The organism is Conyzicola nivalis, from assembly GCF_040548875.1.
Taxonomy (GTDB): Bacteria; Actinomycetota; Actinomycetes; order Actinomycetales; family Microbacteriaceae; genus Conyzicola; species Conyzicola nivalis_A.
The window spans coordinates 209484-223588 of sequence record NZ_JBEPSJ010000004.1 but is presented as its reverse complement, the minus strand read 5'-3'; the positions used below and the strand labels follow the sequence as shown (position 1 = coordinate 223588).

General features: G+C 70.7%; 13 protein-coding genes. 3 read left to right on the top strand and 10 right to left on the bottom strand.

Features of this window, described 5'->3' with window-relative positions; translation table 11 throughout:
• Nucleotides 1-69 precede the first annotated feature (69 nt).
• The 5 genes from ABIE21_RS15520 to ABIE21_RS15500 all read right to left on the bottom strand — a co-directional run bounded on the left by ABIE21_RS15520 (nucleotide 70) and on the right by ABIE21_RS15500 (nucleotide 5997).
• Nucleotides 70-915, bottom strand: a complete 846-nt coding sequence (locus ABIE21_RS15520; RefSeq protein ID WP_354025751.1) for an exodeoxyribonuclease III — start codon at nucleotides 913-915, stop codon at nucleotides 70-72.
• A gap of 9 nt (nucleotides 916-924) precedes the next feature.
• Entirely contained in the window at nucleotides 925-1983 is a 1059-nt protein-coding gene (locus tag ABIE21_RS15515) for a YihY/virulence factor BrkB family protein (RefSeq protein ID WP_354025750.1), read from the bottom strand.
• 75 nt (nucleotides 1984-2058) lie between these two features.
• A complete protein-coding gene (locus tag ABIE21_RS15510; RefSeq protein WP_354025886.1) occupies nucleotides 2059-3324 on the bottom strand; it encodes an enolase C-terminal domain-like protein in 1266 nt (421 codons plus the stop codon).
• Between the two features lie 77 nt (nucleotides 3325-3401).
• Nucleotides 3402-5015 carry an aldehyde dehydrogenase (NADP(+)) gene (locus ABIE21_RS15505; protein WP_354025749.1) on the bottom strand — a complete coding sequence of 538 codons (1614 nt, stop codon included), beginning with the start codon at nucleotides 5013-5015 and terminating at the stop codon, nucleotides 3402-3404.
• 73 nt (nucleotides 5016-5088) lie between these two features.
• A complete protein-coding gene (locus ABIE21_RS15500; protein WP_354025748.1) occupies nucleotides 5089-5997 on the bottom strand; it encodes a LysR family transcriptional regulator in 909 nt (302 codons plus the stop codon).
• Nucleotides 5998-6120: 123 nt separating this feature from the next.
• Between ABIE21_RS15500 and ABIE21_RS15495 the strand changes: the two genes are divergently transcribed.
• Genes ABIE21_RS15495 through ABIE21_RS15485 form a run of 3 tightly spaced genes read left to right on the top strand, consistent with a single transcriptional unit; the run spans nucleotide 6121 to nucleotide 9367 of the window.
• Complete coding sequence (locus tag ABIE21_RS15495) at nucleotides 6121-7068, top strand: 5-dehydro-4-deoxyglucarate dehydratase (RefSeq protein ID WP_354025747.1); 948 nt, start codon at nucleotides 6121-6123, stop codon at nucleotides 7066-7068.
• A gap of 5 nt (nucleotides 7069-7073) precedes the next feature.
• Nucleotides 7074-8366, top strand: a complete 1293-nt coding sequence (locus ABIE21_RS15490) for a glucarate dehydratase family protein (RefSeq protein ID WP_354025746.1) — start codon at nucleotides 7074-7076, stop codon at nucleotides 8364-8366.
• Nucleotides 8363-9367 (top strand): 2-hydroxyacid dehydrogenase, encoded by a 1005-nt coding sequence (locus ABIE21_RS15485; RefSeq protein ID WP_354025745.1) that lies wholly within the window; start codon nucleotides 8363-8365, stop codon nucleotides 9365-9367. The genes ABIE21_RS15490 and ABIE21_RS15485 overlap by 4 nt, the downstream gene beginning before the upstream one ends.
• A gap of 13 nt (nucleotides 9368-9380) precedes the next feature.
• Here ABIE21_RS15485 and ABIE21_RS15480 read toward each other — a convergent pair whose 3' ends face one another.
• The 5 genes from ABIE21_RS15480 to ABIE21_RS15460 are packed head-to-tail and all read right to left on the bottom strand — an operon-like array spanning nucleotide 9381 to nucleotide 14090.
• Nucleotides 9381-10097 (bottom strand): sulfite exporter TauE/SafE family protein, encoded by a 717-nt coding sequence (locus ABIE21_RS15480; protein WP_354025744.1) that lies wholly within the window; start codon nucleotides 10095-10097, stop codon nucleotides 9381-9383.
• Nucleotides 10094-11122 (bottom strand): ABC transporter ATP-binding protein, encoded by a 1029-nt coding sequence (locus ABIE21_RS15475; RefSeq protein ID WP_354025743.1) that lies wholly within the window; start codon nucleotides 11120-11122, stop codon nucleotides 10094-10096. Before ABIE21_RS15475 ends, ABIE21_RS15480 begins: the two co-directional genes overlap by 4 nt.
• Nucleotides 11115-12140 carry an ABC transporter ATP-binding protein gene (locus ABIE21_RS15470; protein WP_354025742.1) on the bottom strand — a complete coding sequence of 342 codons (1026 nt, stop codon included), beginning with the start codon at nucleotides 12138-12140 and terminating at the stop codon, nucleotides 11115-11117. The genes ABIE21_RS15475 and ABIE21_RS15470 overlap by 8 nt, the downstream gene beginning before the upstream one ends.
• Complete coding sequence (locus ABIE21_RS15465) at nucleotides 12140-13150, bottom strand: ABC transporter permease (protein WP_354025741.1); 1011 nt, start codon at nucleotides 13148-13150, stop codon at nucleotides 12140-12142. Before ABIE21_RS15465 ends, ABIE21_RS15470 begins: the two co-directional genes overlap by 1 nt.
• On the bottom strand, nucleotides 13131-14090 hold the full coding sequence (locus ABIE21_RS15460; RefSeq protein WP_354025740.1) for an ABC transporter permease: 960 nt from the start codon (nucleotides 14088-14090) through the stop codon (nucleotides 13131-13133). The genes ABIE21_RS15465 and ABIE21_RS15460 overlap by 20 nt, the downstream gene beginning before the upstream one ends.
• Nucleotides 14091-14105: the final 15 nt, after the last annotated feature.

Genomic DNA, 14105 nt, shown 5'->3' with positions numbered 1-14105 from the left:
GCCTGTCGAAGGCTTGCCCTGAGCCTGTCGAAGGGCGCGCTTCGACAGGCTCAGCGACAGGCGGCGGCCCTAGATCGCGTAGTCGACCACGACCGGCGCGTGGTCGCTCCAGCGGGTGTCCCATGCCGAGGCGCGGTCGACCGCGTAGTCGGTCACGGTGGCGGCGAGCGCGGGGGTCGCCAGCTGGTAGTCGATGCGCCAGCCGGTGTTCGTGTCGAAGGCCTGGCCGCGCTGCGACCACCACGTGTACGGGCCGTCGACCTCGCCCGCCCACGTGCGGCCGACGTCGACCCAGCCGAGGCCGGGGCCGGTCGTGCCGTCGACCGCCTCGACCGGGGCGCCGGCCTCGCCGAAGAAGCGGTCGAAGTATGCCCGCTCCTCGAGGAGGAAGCCCGCGTTCTTACGGTTGCCCTTCCAGTTCTTGATGTCGAGCTCGCGGTGGCCGACGTTGAGGTCGCCCACGATGAGCGCCAGCTCGCTGTGTTCCGCGATCTCCGGCATGCGCGCGGTCATCGCGTCGAGGAACTTGTACTTCTCCACCTGCTTGGGGGTTCCGACGTCGCCGGAGTGCACGTAGGTGCTCACGACCGTGACGATCCTGCCGCCGACCTCGTAGTCGGCCTCGAGCCAGCGTCCTGCGCTGTCGAACTCCTCGGCGCCGAGGGTCACGCGGTGGATCGACGCCTTGTTGCGGCTGGCGATCGCGACGCCCGCACGGCCCTTGGCGGTGGCTGCGTCGTGCAGGATGTCCCACTCGGGCCCGAGCAGCTCTTCGACGATCTCGGTGGTGGCGCGCACCTCCTGCATCGCGAGGATGTCGACCCCGCGCGAGTCGAGCCAGTCGCCCATGCCCTTCTTGTAGGAGGCACGGATGCCGTTGACATTGACGGATGCGACGCGAAGGGGAGTGGGCATTGCCCCATTTTACGAGGGGCCACCGTCATCGGCCGGCCGACGCCTGCGCCTGAACAGCCGGGCGAGGCCGCGGGGCTCGCGCGCCTCGTCCGCCAGCCGCTCGAGCTCGAGCTCGGCGATGCGTTCGCTCTCGGCCCGCTCCTTCGCCGCGGCGACGGGGTCTGCGGCGATTCCGGCGTCGTCCATGCCGACCGAGATCCACGCGGCGCACACGAGGATCACCTGGCAGACGAGGTTGAGGAAGATGAGCACACCGGCGAGGATCGCGAACGACGCGATGAGCGGGTTGTTGGTCGCGCCGCCGAGCAGCAGGGTTCCGAGCTGCTTCAGGGCGCCGAGCGCGACACCGCCGATCAGCGCACCGCCCGCGAGCCGTCGGAACGGGATGGGGATGCCGGCGAGGATCCGGTACAGCGCGGCGAGCACCGCCGTGTCGATCACCAGCACGATGATCAGGCCGGCACCGCGACCGACCACGGTGCCGACCGTCGACTCCGCCCCGATGCCGGTGACGGCGAGGATCCAGGAGAGCAGCGTGGTGCTCACGGTGGAGAGTACCGTCGAGACGATGAGCGCCGTGCCGAAGCCGAGTGCCAGACCGAGGTCTTTCAGCTTGAGCAGGAGGAAGTTCGTGGTACTCGGCGCAATCGCGAAGATGCGCCGCACGGCGTCACGCGCCGAGGCGAGGAAGCCGATGGCGGTGAGGATCAAACCGACCAGGGCGATCGCCCCTGTCCAGTTCAGGATGCCGGCCGAGAGCAGGTCGTCGGGGTCGATCGCGCCCTCGGCGGTGCTCGACTCGATCAGCCCGGGAACGGCGGCGGCGATCGTGTCGATGAGCGACTCGCGCAGCGCCGGGTCGCCGACGATCACGATGCCGATGATCGAGAACCCCACCCAGAGGCCGGCGAACGTCGCGAACAGGCCCTGGTAGGCGAGCCCCGACGCCATGAGCGGGCCGCCGGTCGCCCCGTAGTGCAGGAAGACCCGGGCGGGCTTGAGCTTCATGGCCCTGGCGATCATGCCCGGTATGCCCGTCGGCGGGGCTTCGGGCTGGTTGGTCGACATGCCCCAATCGTAGCCAGCGACCGCTTTCCGTCAGCATTGCCGCGGGCCCTTGCCATCACGGCCGGGAGGGGTTAGCTAACGGTCGAGCGACGGGCGCTTGGGGTCGAATCTCCAGTCGTCGACGAGGTACTGCATCGCGACGGAGTCGTCACGCGCTCCCAGACCCTCCCGCAGGTACAGGTCGTGCGCGGCCTGCAGTCTCTCCTCGTCGAGCTCGACGCCGAGGCCGGGCGTGGTGGGTACGGCGATCCGTCCGTTCTCGATGCGCGGCGGGTCGACGGTGAGGTTCTGGCCGTCCTGCCAGATCCAGTGCGTGTCGATCGCGGTGGGGTTGCCCGGTGCGGCGGCCGCGACGTGGGTGAACATCGCGAGCGAGACGTCGAAGTGGTTGTTGGAGTGCGAGCCCCAGCGCAGCCCCCAGTCGTCGCAGAGCTGGGCGACGCGCACCGATCCGGCCATCGTCCAGAAGTGCGGGTCGGCCAGGGGGATGTCGACGGCGTTGGAGCGCACGGCGTGGCCGAGCTCGCGCCAGTCTGTGGCGATCATGTTGGTCGCCGTGGCGAGCCCGGTGGCGCGCTTGAACTCGGCCATCGTCTCGCGCCCGGAGTACACGCCCTCCGCGCCGACGGGGTCTTCCGCGTAGGCGAGCACGTCGCGGAGGGACAGCCCGACGGCGACCGCCTGCTCGAGCCGCCAGGCGCCGTTCGGGTCGAGCGTCACGCGCGCGTCGGGGAAGCGCTCGGCGAGCGCGGTGACGACCTCGGCCTCCTCCCACGCGGGCAGCACCCCGCCCTTGAGCTTGAAGTCGGCGAAGCCGTAGCGCGCGAATGCCGCCTCTGCCTGGCGCACTATGCCCGCGGCATCCATCGCCTTCTCGTGCCGCACCGACTCCCAGCCGCTGCCGCCGGCCGGCGTGGCGTACGGGAGGTCGGTGCGGGAGGAGTCGCCGACGAAGAACAGGTAGCCGAGGGCCTCGACCTCGTCGCGCTGCCGACCGTCGCCGAGCAGGGCCGCGACCGGCACGCCGAGGTGCTTGCCGAGCAGGTCGAGGAAGGCGGCCTCGAGCGCCGTGACCACGTGGATCGTCGTCCGCAGGTCGAACGTCTGGCTGCCGCGGCCGGCCGAATCGCGCGCCGCGAACTCGAGTCGCACGCGGCGCAGGGTGGCCAGGTGGTCGCCGATGCTCGCGCCGACGACGATCGCCGCGGCGTCGTCGAGTGTGCGACGGATCGCCTCGCCGCCGGGGACCTCGCCGATGCCGGTGTTGCCGTGCGAGTCGGTGAGCACGACGATGTTGCGGGTGAAGTACGGCCCGTGCGCGCCGCTGAGGTTGAGCAGCATGCCGTCGCGGCCGGCGACGGGAACGACGCGCAGCCGTTCGACCGTCGGCGTGGCGACCGTCGAGCCGAGGAGGGCGGTCACCGCTGCGATTCGCCGTCGACGAGACGCCGGATGCCGAGCGGGTTCGACGGCTGGAGCTCGGCCGGCAGCAGGGCCTCCGGAACGTTCTGGTAGCTGACCGGGCGGAGGAAGCGCTCGATGGCGAGCGTGCCGACCGAGGTCGACTGCGAGTTGGAGGTCGCCGGGAACGGGCCGCCGTGCACCATCGAGTGCACCACCTCGACGCCGGTCGGCCAGCCGTTGAACAGCACGCGTCCCGCGCGCAGCTCGGCGATGTCGAGCAGTTCGGCCGCGCCCGGTTCCGCCCCGTCGGTGTGCAGGGTCACCGTCAGCTGGCCTTCGAGGCCGGCGAGGATGCCGGGCAGGTCGGCGACGTCGTCGACGATCACGGCGAGGGCGGCGGGTCCGAAGACCTCGTCGCGCAGGCGCTCGTCGCCGGAGAACGTGGCCGCGTCGGTCACGTAGAGCTGGGGGAGTCCCGGAACGGCCACAGCCGGGTCGGCGGATCCCGCGGCGATCGGTCGCACGCCGGCGTGCTGTGCGAAGGCGCCGGCGCCCGCGTCGAACGCCGAGGCGATGCCCGCCGTGAGCATCGGGGCCGCCCGGGTGGCGGCGATGGCCTCGCCCGCGCCGGCGACGAACGCGTCGGCTCCCGGGCCTGCCACGAGGAAGACCAGCCCGGGGCTGGTGCAGAGCTGGCCGACGCCGGTGAGCACCGAGGCGACCCACTGGGCGCCGAGCGCCGCGGGGTCGTTCTCCAGCCGCCGGGGGAGGACGAATACCGGGTTGATGCTGCTCATCTCGGCGAAGACGGGGATCGGCTCCGGCCGGTCGGCCGCGGCGCGGGTGATCGCGACGCCTCCGGAGCGGGAGCCGGTGAAGCCCACGGCCTTGATGCGCGGGTGGGTGACGAGCGGGATTCCCACGGACTCGCCGGTTCCGTAGAGCAGCGAGAACACGCCGGGGTGGAGCCCGTTGGATGCCACGGCCGACGCGATCGCGCGCCCGACCAGCTCGGAGGTCCCGGGGTGGGCGCTGTGCGCCTTGACGATCACGGGGGCGCCCGCTGCGAGGGCGGCCGCGGTGTCGCCGCCGGCCACCGAGAAGGCGAGCGGGAAATTGCTGGCGCCGAACACGGCCACCGGGCCGAGGGGGATCTTGCGCAACCGGATGTCGGCCCGAGGGAGCGGCGTGCGGTCGGGAAGCGCGGAGTCGATGCGCGCGGAGTGGTAGTCGCCCTGGCGGAGGACGGTGGCGAACAGGCGCAGCTGGTTCGAGGTGCGCGCCGTCTCGCCGAGCACGCGGGCGGCGGGGATGCCGGTCTCGGCGGTGACGCGGTCGGTGAGGGTCTGGCCGAGGCCGTCGATGTTGTCGGCGACGGTCTCGAGGAACACGGCGCGGGCCTCGGGGCTGGTCGCACGGTAGGTCGCGAACGCCTCCCATGCCAGCTCGGCCGCGTGGTCGACGTCGGCGGCCGAGGCGAGGCGGTAGACCGGATCGAGCGTCGCACCCGACCGCGGATCGACGGCGGCGACCTCGCCGACCCCGCCCGTGGCATCCGTCCCGCCGATGATCGACGTTCCGGTCAGCGTGCCGGACCGTGCGGGAGTTTGTGCGGTCGTGGGAGTCATTTTCTCAGCCTATGAAGCGACCGATGCTCGTCCAACATGAATTTCGCATGCGTTGATGCCCGCGCTGCATCGGTCACTCGTCGGGCGTCAGGTGCATGAGCATGTCGAGCGCGGGCCGGAGCGCCGGATTCGTGTTGTCGTCGGCCCACGCCACACTCAGCCCGACGCTGTTGAACTTGTTCATCGGCGCGCGGGTGTCGAGATCCTTGAAGACCACCCCGTCAGGGGCGAAGCGGCGCGCGGACTCGGGCACAAGCGCCACGCCCAGGCCGGCCTGCACGAGTGCGAGCAGCGCCGGCACCTGGCTCGCGTACTGCACGATCGTCGGGGCGACGCCCGCGGCGGTGAAGAGGGTGAGCACGAGGTCGTGGAAGTAGCGCGCCTCGGCGGGCGCATAGGTGAGCAGACGTTCGTCGGCGAACTCGATGAGCGACATCGCGCCGGGCAGCGTCGCGATACGGCTGTCGGCGGGTACGGCGGCGATCATCCTCTCGGTCGTGATCGAACGGCTCTGGATGCCGGAGCGGGCGACGATCGGACGGAGCAGGCCGAGATCGACGGTTCCCTTCGCCAGCTCGTCCATCTGGTCGGTCGACACCAGTTCGCGCAGCACGAGGGTGACGTCGGGGATCTGCGCCGCCGCCGTGCGGAGGAACACCGGCAGGGCGCTCTGCGCGGCCATCGCCGTGTAGGCGATCGTGAGTGTTCCTGCGGCGCCGGACGCGACGCGGCGCACGTCGACGGCCGACTTGGCGACGAGGTCGAGGATGCGGCGGGCGTTCGGCAGGAGCGACTGGCCGGCCGGGGTGAGCTGCACGCTGCGCGAGGTGCGGGTGAAGAGCATGGTGTCGAGTTCGCGCTCGAGGATCTGGATCTGACGGCTGAGTGGCGGCTGCGTCATCCGGAGCCGCTCGGCCGCCGCACCGAAGTGCAGTTCCTCGGCCACCGCGACAAAGCACTCGAGCTGGGTGAGCGAGTACATCTATCTACTCCCGGTATCGGTTTTGCCACATTTTGGCTTGGTTGTGAATCAATCCTGACCCTATCGTTCTGACTACCGCAAGTCGAGAGCCGGCGCCCAGGCACCGGTCGCAAAGGAGTTTTTGTGCTCAACGGAGTTCTGTTCTTTCCCGTCACACCCTTCGACGACGACGACAACGTCGCGCTCGATGTCCTACGCGACCACCTCGAGGGCGGCATCGCGTTCTCACCCGGCGGCATGTTCGTCGCCTGCGGCACGGGGGAGTTCCACGCCCTCGCCCCCGACGAGTTCGCCGCGGTCGTCACGACCGCCGTCGGGGTCGCGGCCGGACGGGTTCCGGTCTTCGTCGGCGTCGGCGGTCCGATAGCGCTGGCCCGCCAGTACGCCAGGGTCGCGGCCGACGCGGGTGCCGACGGCATCCTGCTGCTCCCGCCGTACCTCGTCACGGGTCCGACCCAGGGTCTCGTCGCCTACGTCACCGCGGTCGCCGGAGAGACCGCGCTCCCCCTCATCGTCTACCACCGCGGCAACGCGCAGTTCACCGTCGAGACGGCCGTCGAGGTGGCACAGCTCGACACCGTCGTCGGCTTCAAAGACGGCGTCGGCGACCTTGACCTCATGTCGCGCATCGTGCTCGCGGTGCGAGACAGCATCGCCGACAGTGGCAAGCAGTTCCAGTTCTTCAACGGCCTGCCTACCGCGGAATCGTCGCAGGCCGCATACCGGGCCATCGGCGTCGAGCTCTACTCGTCGGCAACCTTCGCCTTCGCCCCGGCGATCGCCGTCGCGTTCTACCAGGCGCTCGAGCGTGGCGACCGAGAACTCGTCGACGCGCTTAGCCGCGACTTCTTCCACCCGGTCGTGCGGCTGCGCGACCGGGTCCCCGGCTACGCCGTGTCGCTCGTCAAGGCGGGTGCCCAGCTCACCGGCATAGCCTCCGGCCACGTGCGGCCGCCGCTGGTCGACATGGCGGCCGGACACCGGGAGGAGCTGGCGGCGATCCTCGCGGCCGGGCTCCGCGTACTCGAAGAGCACGGCATCCCGACCAGCCACCCGGTACTCGCGAGGTAGGCAGCGTGAGCGCGAGCATCCACCCCGCCGGTCCGCATCCGATCGAGAGCATCGTCGTCACGCCGGTCGCGTTCCGCGACCTCCCGTTGCTCAACACGGTGGGGGTGCACGAGCCGTACGCCCTGCGGGCCATCGTGGAGGTCACGACGACGTCGGGCTTCACCGGCCTCGGCGAGACCTACGGCGACGCGCCGCACATCGCGCGGCTCGAGCTCGTGGCCCGGCAGCTCGTCGGGGTCGACATCTTCAACATCGGCGAGCTGCGCCGACGGATCACAGCGACGCTGCGCGGCGACACCACCCGCGGCGGGCACGGGATGAGCGGGATGGTGACGGGGTCGAGCACGCCCGACCGCGTGCTCTCGCCGTTCGACGTCGCGGCGCTCGACATCCAGGGCAAGATCGTCGGGCGGCCGGTGAGCGACCTGCTCGGCGGGGCGGTGCGCTCCGAGATCCCCTTCAGCGGGTACCTGTTCTACAAGTGGGCCGGGCATCCCGGCGCCGACGACGACGCCTGGGGCGCAGCCCTCGACGCCGACGGGATCGTCGCCCAGGCGAAGACGATGGTCGACGCCTACGGGTTCTCGGCGCTCAAGCTCAAGGGCGGAGTGCTGGCGCCCGAGCAGGAGGTGGAGGCGATCCTCGCCCTGCGCCGGGCGTTCCCCGACCACCCTCTCCGTCTCGACCCGAACGCCGCGTGGACCGTCGAGACGGCGGTCGGGGTGGGCCGAGCGCTCGAGGGCGTGCTCGAGTACCTCGAAGACCCGACGCCGTCGATCGCCGGAATGGCTGCCGTGCGTCGCGAGGTGCCGATGCCGCTCGCCACGAACATGTGCGTCGTGAGTTTCGACGACGTGCCAGAGGCGGTGCGCGAGGGAGCAGTCGACGTGATCCTGTCGGACCACCACTTCTGGGGAGGCCTGCGCCGATCGCAGGGCCTCGCGGCCATCACCGAGACCTTCGGCCTCGGACTGTCGATGCACTCGAACTCGCACCTGGGCATCTCTCTCGCCGCCATGGTGCACCTCGCCGCGGCGACCCCGAATCTCGACTACGCCTGCGACACGCACTGGCCGTGGAAGCTCGAGAGCGAAGACGTCATAGTGCCGGGGGTGCTCTGCTTCGACCGGGGAGCCGTGGCCGTTCCCACCACACCAGGACTCGGCGTCGAGCTCGACCGCGACAGGCTCGCCGTCCTGCACGAGCAGTACCTCGCCTGCGGGCTGCGCAACCGCGACGACACCGGCTACATGCAGAGCATCCGGCCCGGCTACGAGCTCGTCAGCCCGCGCTGGTGACCGCCATCGCCGGGAGCCCGCGGGTGCTGGTCACCGACACGATCATGGCGCGTTTCGCGGCCGAGCTCACGGCGCCGCCCACCTCCGCCGAATGGGTCTTCGCTCCCGGGCTCGGCGACGACGAGCTCGTGGCGGTGATGCCCACGGTCGACGTGCTCGTCTGCTCGACGATGAGCACCGCGATGGCGTTCGCCGCCGACCGGCTGCGCCTCGTGCACGTCACCGGGGCCGGGTACGACAAGATCCCCGTCGACGATCTCGGCCCCGGGGTCGCCGTGGCGAACACGTTCCACCACGCGATCCCCATCGCGGAGCACGTGATCATGACCACGCTGATGCTCTCCCGCCGGGTGATCCCCGTCGACCGCGAGATGCGGTCGGGAGTGTGGCGCACCGTCGGCAACGACCCGACCGTGCCGTTCCACCCGGTGTTGCGAGGGCGCACGATCGGGCTCGTCGGCTTCGGCGGCATCGCCCAGGAGGTGGCGCGCCTCGCGGCCGCGCTCGGCATGCGTGTGCGCGCCATCCGCAGCAACCCCTCCGGTCCTGTGCCGTCCGACATCCACGTCGACTGGATGGGCGCGACCGACGAGCTCGGCGCGCTGCTCGCCGCGAGCGACGTCGCGGTGGTGACCGCCCCGCTGAGCGATTCGACCCGCGGTCTCGTCGACGCCGCCGCCCTGGGCCGGATGCGCCCCGGGGCGATCCTGGTGAACGTCGCGCGCGGGCCGATCGTCGACGAGCAGGCTCTCTGCGACGCGCTCACCTCGGGCGGTCTCGGCGGTGCGGCGATCGACGTCTGGTGGGGCGCCCCGGGCGCGGACGCCGCGGCCCCTCCCGCGGTCGCCCGCTTCGCCGGGCTCGACAACGTCGTGCTCACCCCGCACCACTCCGGGCACGCGCGCACCACGTTCGAGCAGCGCGCCGCCGACATCTCCGCCAACGTCGAGCGCCTCGCCCACGGTGTGCCGCTGCAGAACGTCGTGCGCGCCGCCCGCTAGCCGTGCGCCCGGCTCAGACCAGCTGCGCCGCGATCAGCATCACGGCGCCGAGGCTCGACGCCGCGAGGGCGGTGATGCGCAGCCTCCTCTTGTCGAGCAGCGTGTTCGCGTACCGGGAGAGCGCGTAGCCGGCGAGGACGGCGGGCAGCAGCCAGACCGCCAGGGTCAGAGTCGCCTCGGTGACGGCGCCGAACGCGACGAGCGCGACAAGCGACAGCGACGACCCGACGAGGAAGAACGCGGCCATCGTCCCGCGCAGCTGCGGGCCGTCGAACCGCTGCCAGATGAGCGCCATCGGTGCGCCGCCGATCGAGGTCGAGGTGCCGAGGATTCCGGATGCCGCGCCGGCCGAGACGAGGCCGATCCGCGTCGGGGCCGGCTTCCAACCGACCAGGGAGAGGCCCACCCCTCCCAGCACCACGAGGGCGACGAGCACGGCGAGGCCCTTGGCGGGCAGGACTGCGACGAGGGCGGCGCCGGCGACACTGCCCGGGACGCGGCCGACGAGCGCCCAGCCGGCGCCCGCGAGATCGAGGGAGGCGCGCTCGCGGAGCGCCACGATCGCCGTGACGACGATCGCGAGCATAATCACGATCCCCGGAAGAACGGTCGGGTCGATGAGTCCGATCACGGGGGCTGCAAGCATCCCGAGGCCGAATCCGATCGAGCCCTGCAGCGCCGTGGCGACTACGACAACTCCCGCGATGACGGCGACCTCCCACCAGGTCACGAGGCGCGCGCGAGACGCCCGCTGTCCTCCCCCAGCTCCATCGGGTGATGGCACTCGGCGAGGTGGTCGGGTTCGCCGGCCGGCGAGGAGGGGAGCGGCGCGGTCGTCGCGCACAGCTCGGTGGCCTTCCAGCACCTGGTGCGGAACCGGCAGCCCGACGGCGGATCGAGCGGCGAGGGCATCTCGCCCCGCAGCACGATCCTCTCGCGTCGCCCCTCGACGGCGTCGAGTCGCGGCGACGCCGACATCAGCGCCGCCGTGTACGGGTGGCGGGGCCGCTCGAACACCTGCTCGGCGGTGCCGGTCTCGATGATGCGGCCGAGGTACATCACGGCCACCCTGTCGGCGACGTGCCGCACGACCGACAGGTCGTGTGAGATGAAGATGTAGGCGACCCCGAGCCGCTGCTGCAGGTCGTTCAGCAGGTTGAGCACCTGCGCCTGAACCGACAGGTCGAGCGCCGAGACCGGCTCGTCGAGCACGATGATGTCGGGACCGAGGGCCAGGGCGCGCGCGATGCCGATGCGCTGACGCTGCCCGCCCGAGAACTCCTGCGGAGACTTGCCTGCGTCGCTCGCACGCAGCCCGACGAGCATCAGCAGCTCGCGCACGCGGGCCGTGCGGGCGGCGGCCGTCGGGTAGAGGTCGCGGTGCGTCAGCCACGGCTCCGAGATGATCTCCCCGGCGGTCATCCGCGAATTGAGCGACGCGAACGGGTCTTGGAACACCATCTGCACCCGGCGGCGCCAGGCGAGGAGCGCCTTGCCCTTGAGGGTGAACGGGTCGATGCCGTCGAACGCGAAGCTGCCCTCGTCCGGGCGCTCGAGCATCAGCAGCGTGCGGGCCAGCGTCGACTTGCCGCAGCCGGACTCGCCGACGAGCCCGAGGGTCTCGCCGCGATTCACGTGCAGGTCGATCTTGTCCAGAGCGCACAGCACGTTGTTGCCGTTCTTGGCGGAGGCGACGTGGAAGTTCTTGGTGAGCCCCCGGATGTCGAGCAGGGGGGCTTCGGCGACGTCAGGCAACGGCGAGTTCCTTCCAGAAGTGGCAGGCGACCTCGCGGCCGTCGCCGGTGGCCTGCAGCGCGGGCCTTTCGGCCCGGCACAGCTCGGTGGCGAGCGGGCAGCGGGACTGGTAGACACACCCGGTCGGGATGTCGTGCAGCTCGGGCGGCGACCCGGCGATGGAGGTCAGGTCCTCGCCGCGTTCGGCGCCGACCGGCACGGAGTCGAGAAGGCCCTTGGTGTACGGATGATGCGGCTCGGAGAACACCTCGCGAACCGGCCCGGTCTCGATGACGTTTCCCGCGTACATCACCGCCACGGTGTCGGCCTCCTCGGCGACGAGGGCGAGGTCGTGTGTGATCAACACGATCGCCATGCGGCTCTCCGCGCGCAGGGAGCGCAGCAGATCCATGATCTGCGCCTGCACCGTCACGTCGAGGGCCGTCGTCGGCTCGTCGGCGATGAGCAGTCTCGGGCTCAACGCCACGGCCATGGCGATGAGGATGCGCTGGCGCATCCCGCCGGAGAACTGGTGCGGATAGGAGTTCACGCGGGTCTCCGGCTGCGGGATCCCGACGTGCCCCATGAGCTCGACCGCCTTCGCCTTCGCGGCCTTCGCCGACAGGCCGTGGTGGATGCGGAACGCCTCGCCGAGCTGCGTGCCCACCGTGTAGACGGGGTTGAGCGCGGTCAGCGCGTCCTGGAACACGATGCCCAGCTCGGGGCCGGCGAATTTCAGTCGCTGCCGGGGGGTGAGGGCGGCGAGGTCGGTGCCGGCGAGCGTCACGGAGCCGCCGGTGACGTGCGCGACGGGGTCGAGCAGTCCGGCGATGGCCTTCGCGGTCATCGACTTGCCGCAGCCCGACTCCCCGAGCAGCGCGATGGTGCGGCCCGAGTAGGCGGTGAAGCTCACGTCGTTGACGGCGCGCAGCACGCCCTTCGGGGTGTCGATGTCGACGTCGAGGCCTGAGACCTGCAGCACGACCTCGTCTTCGGCGAGACGGGGCGGTGCGGTCGAGAGACGGGTCTTCGTCGTCATCACTTCACTTCCTTCGGCGACATTCTGGCGATGAAGCGCTTGCGCGGCAGGGTGAGCCGCCAGCGCTGCGCCGGATCGGTGGCGATGCGCAGCCAGGCGGCGAGCATGTTGGCGGCGACCGTGGTGATGACGATGGCGAGGCCGGGGAAGAGCGAGAGCCACCACGCGGTCTGCAGGTACTGCCTTCCCTGCGCCACCATGAGGCCCCAGCTCACGTCGGGCGGCTGGATGCCGATGCCGAGAAAGCTGAGCGACGACTCCGCGAGCATCACGTAGCAGAACTCGAGGGTGGCCAGGGTGAGCATTGTGGGCAGCACCACGGGGATGACGTGGCGGCGGATGATGGCGTTCGGCGCGGTCCCGAAGGTGCGCGCGGCGTCGACGAAGGTACGGCTCTGCAGTTCGGCCGACTCGGCGCGCGCGGTGCGCAGGTAGATCGGGATGCGGGTGAGTGCGAGGATGAGCACGATGTTGGCGATGCTCGGGTTGAAGACGTAGAGCACCACGACCGCGAGCAGCAGCGACGGGAAGCTCATGATCACGTCGCCGATGCGCATCGAGATCGTCTCCCGCCGACCGCGGTGGTAGCCGGCCCAGACGCCCCAGAGCGAGCCGATCAGGAGCGAGATGAGCACGGCGGGAACGGCGACCGACAGCGTTGTGCGCGTGGCGACGACGAGGCGCGCGAGCATGCTGCGGCCCAGCGAGTCGCTGCCGAGGACGAACTGCCATCCGTCGGCGAGGCTGAACGGCGGACGGTTGGTCGCCGACAGGTTCTGCTTCGTGGCCAGATCGCCCATCAACACCGGGCCGAACACCGCGGTGAGGGCGACGAGCACCAGCACGACGGCGGCCGCGGTAGCGAACCGGTCGCGCAGCAGCAGCCGGAACAGGCTTGCCTTCTTATCGGGAAGCGACTCGACGACGTTCAGGGTCATGGCCTGCGTCGACGGCGGAGCGATCGCCCGGCCGCCGGGAGGCAGCTGGGGGTCAGGCAGTTGCGGGGACATGGACTCTGCGCTTCCTCATCGATCCGGCCGGCCGCACCCGAGCATCCAGGAGCGCGTAGAGCAGGTCGATGACTATGTTGAGGGTGAAGATCGAGACCGCGGTGACGAGCACGGCTGCCTGGAGCACGGCGAAGTCGCGCTGCAGGATCGAATCGATCATGAGCTTGCCGATGCCAGGCCAGCCGAAGATGGTCTCGACGACGACGGCTCCGTTGATCAGGCCGACCGCGAGGTCGCCGGCGACGGTGAGCGCGGGGGCCGCGGCGTTGCGCAGGGCGTGGCGGGAGACGACCCTGGTCTCGCTCGCCCCCTTACTGCGCGCGAGCTTGATGTACGGCTCGGAGAGCGAGGAGACCATCGCGCCTCGCACGATCTGCACGAGCACGCCGAACGGGCGCAGCAACAGCGTCGCGATGGGGAGGACCCATGAGGCGCCGCTCGCCACACCCGAGGTGGGTAGCCATCCCAGGGTGATGGCGAACACGAAGATCCCGACGATTGCCAGCCAGAAGTCGGGGATGCTGGCCGCGGCCATCGAGATGAAGCTCGAGACCCGGTCGGCCAAGCCGTTCGGCTTGAGGGCGGCCCAGCTGCCGACGATGACCGCGAGCACGACGGCGAGGAGCATGGTGACCCCGGCCAGCTGCAGTGTCGCGGGGAAGGCGCGGAGGGCCATGGTCGCGGCGTCCTCGCCGGTGCGCAGCGACGTTCCGAAGTCGAGGCGCAGCACCCCGCCGATGTAGTTCGCCATCTGTATCCACAGCGGGTCGTCGAGGCCGTTGCGCGCGGCGAAGTCGTCGCGCATCTGCTGTGTGGCGTTCAACGGCAGGTACAGGCTGGCGGGGTTGCCGGTCAGCCGGGCCAGGGCGAAGACGCCGAGCACGACGACGACGAGCGGAACAGCGCTCGACACTATCCTGCGTCTGAGGAAGGTCCACATGAGCTACTCCGCTCG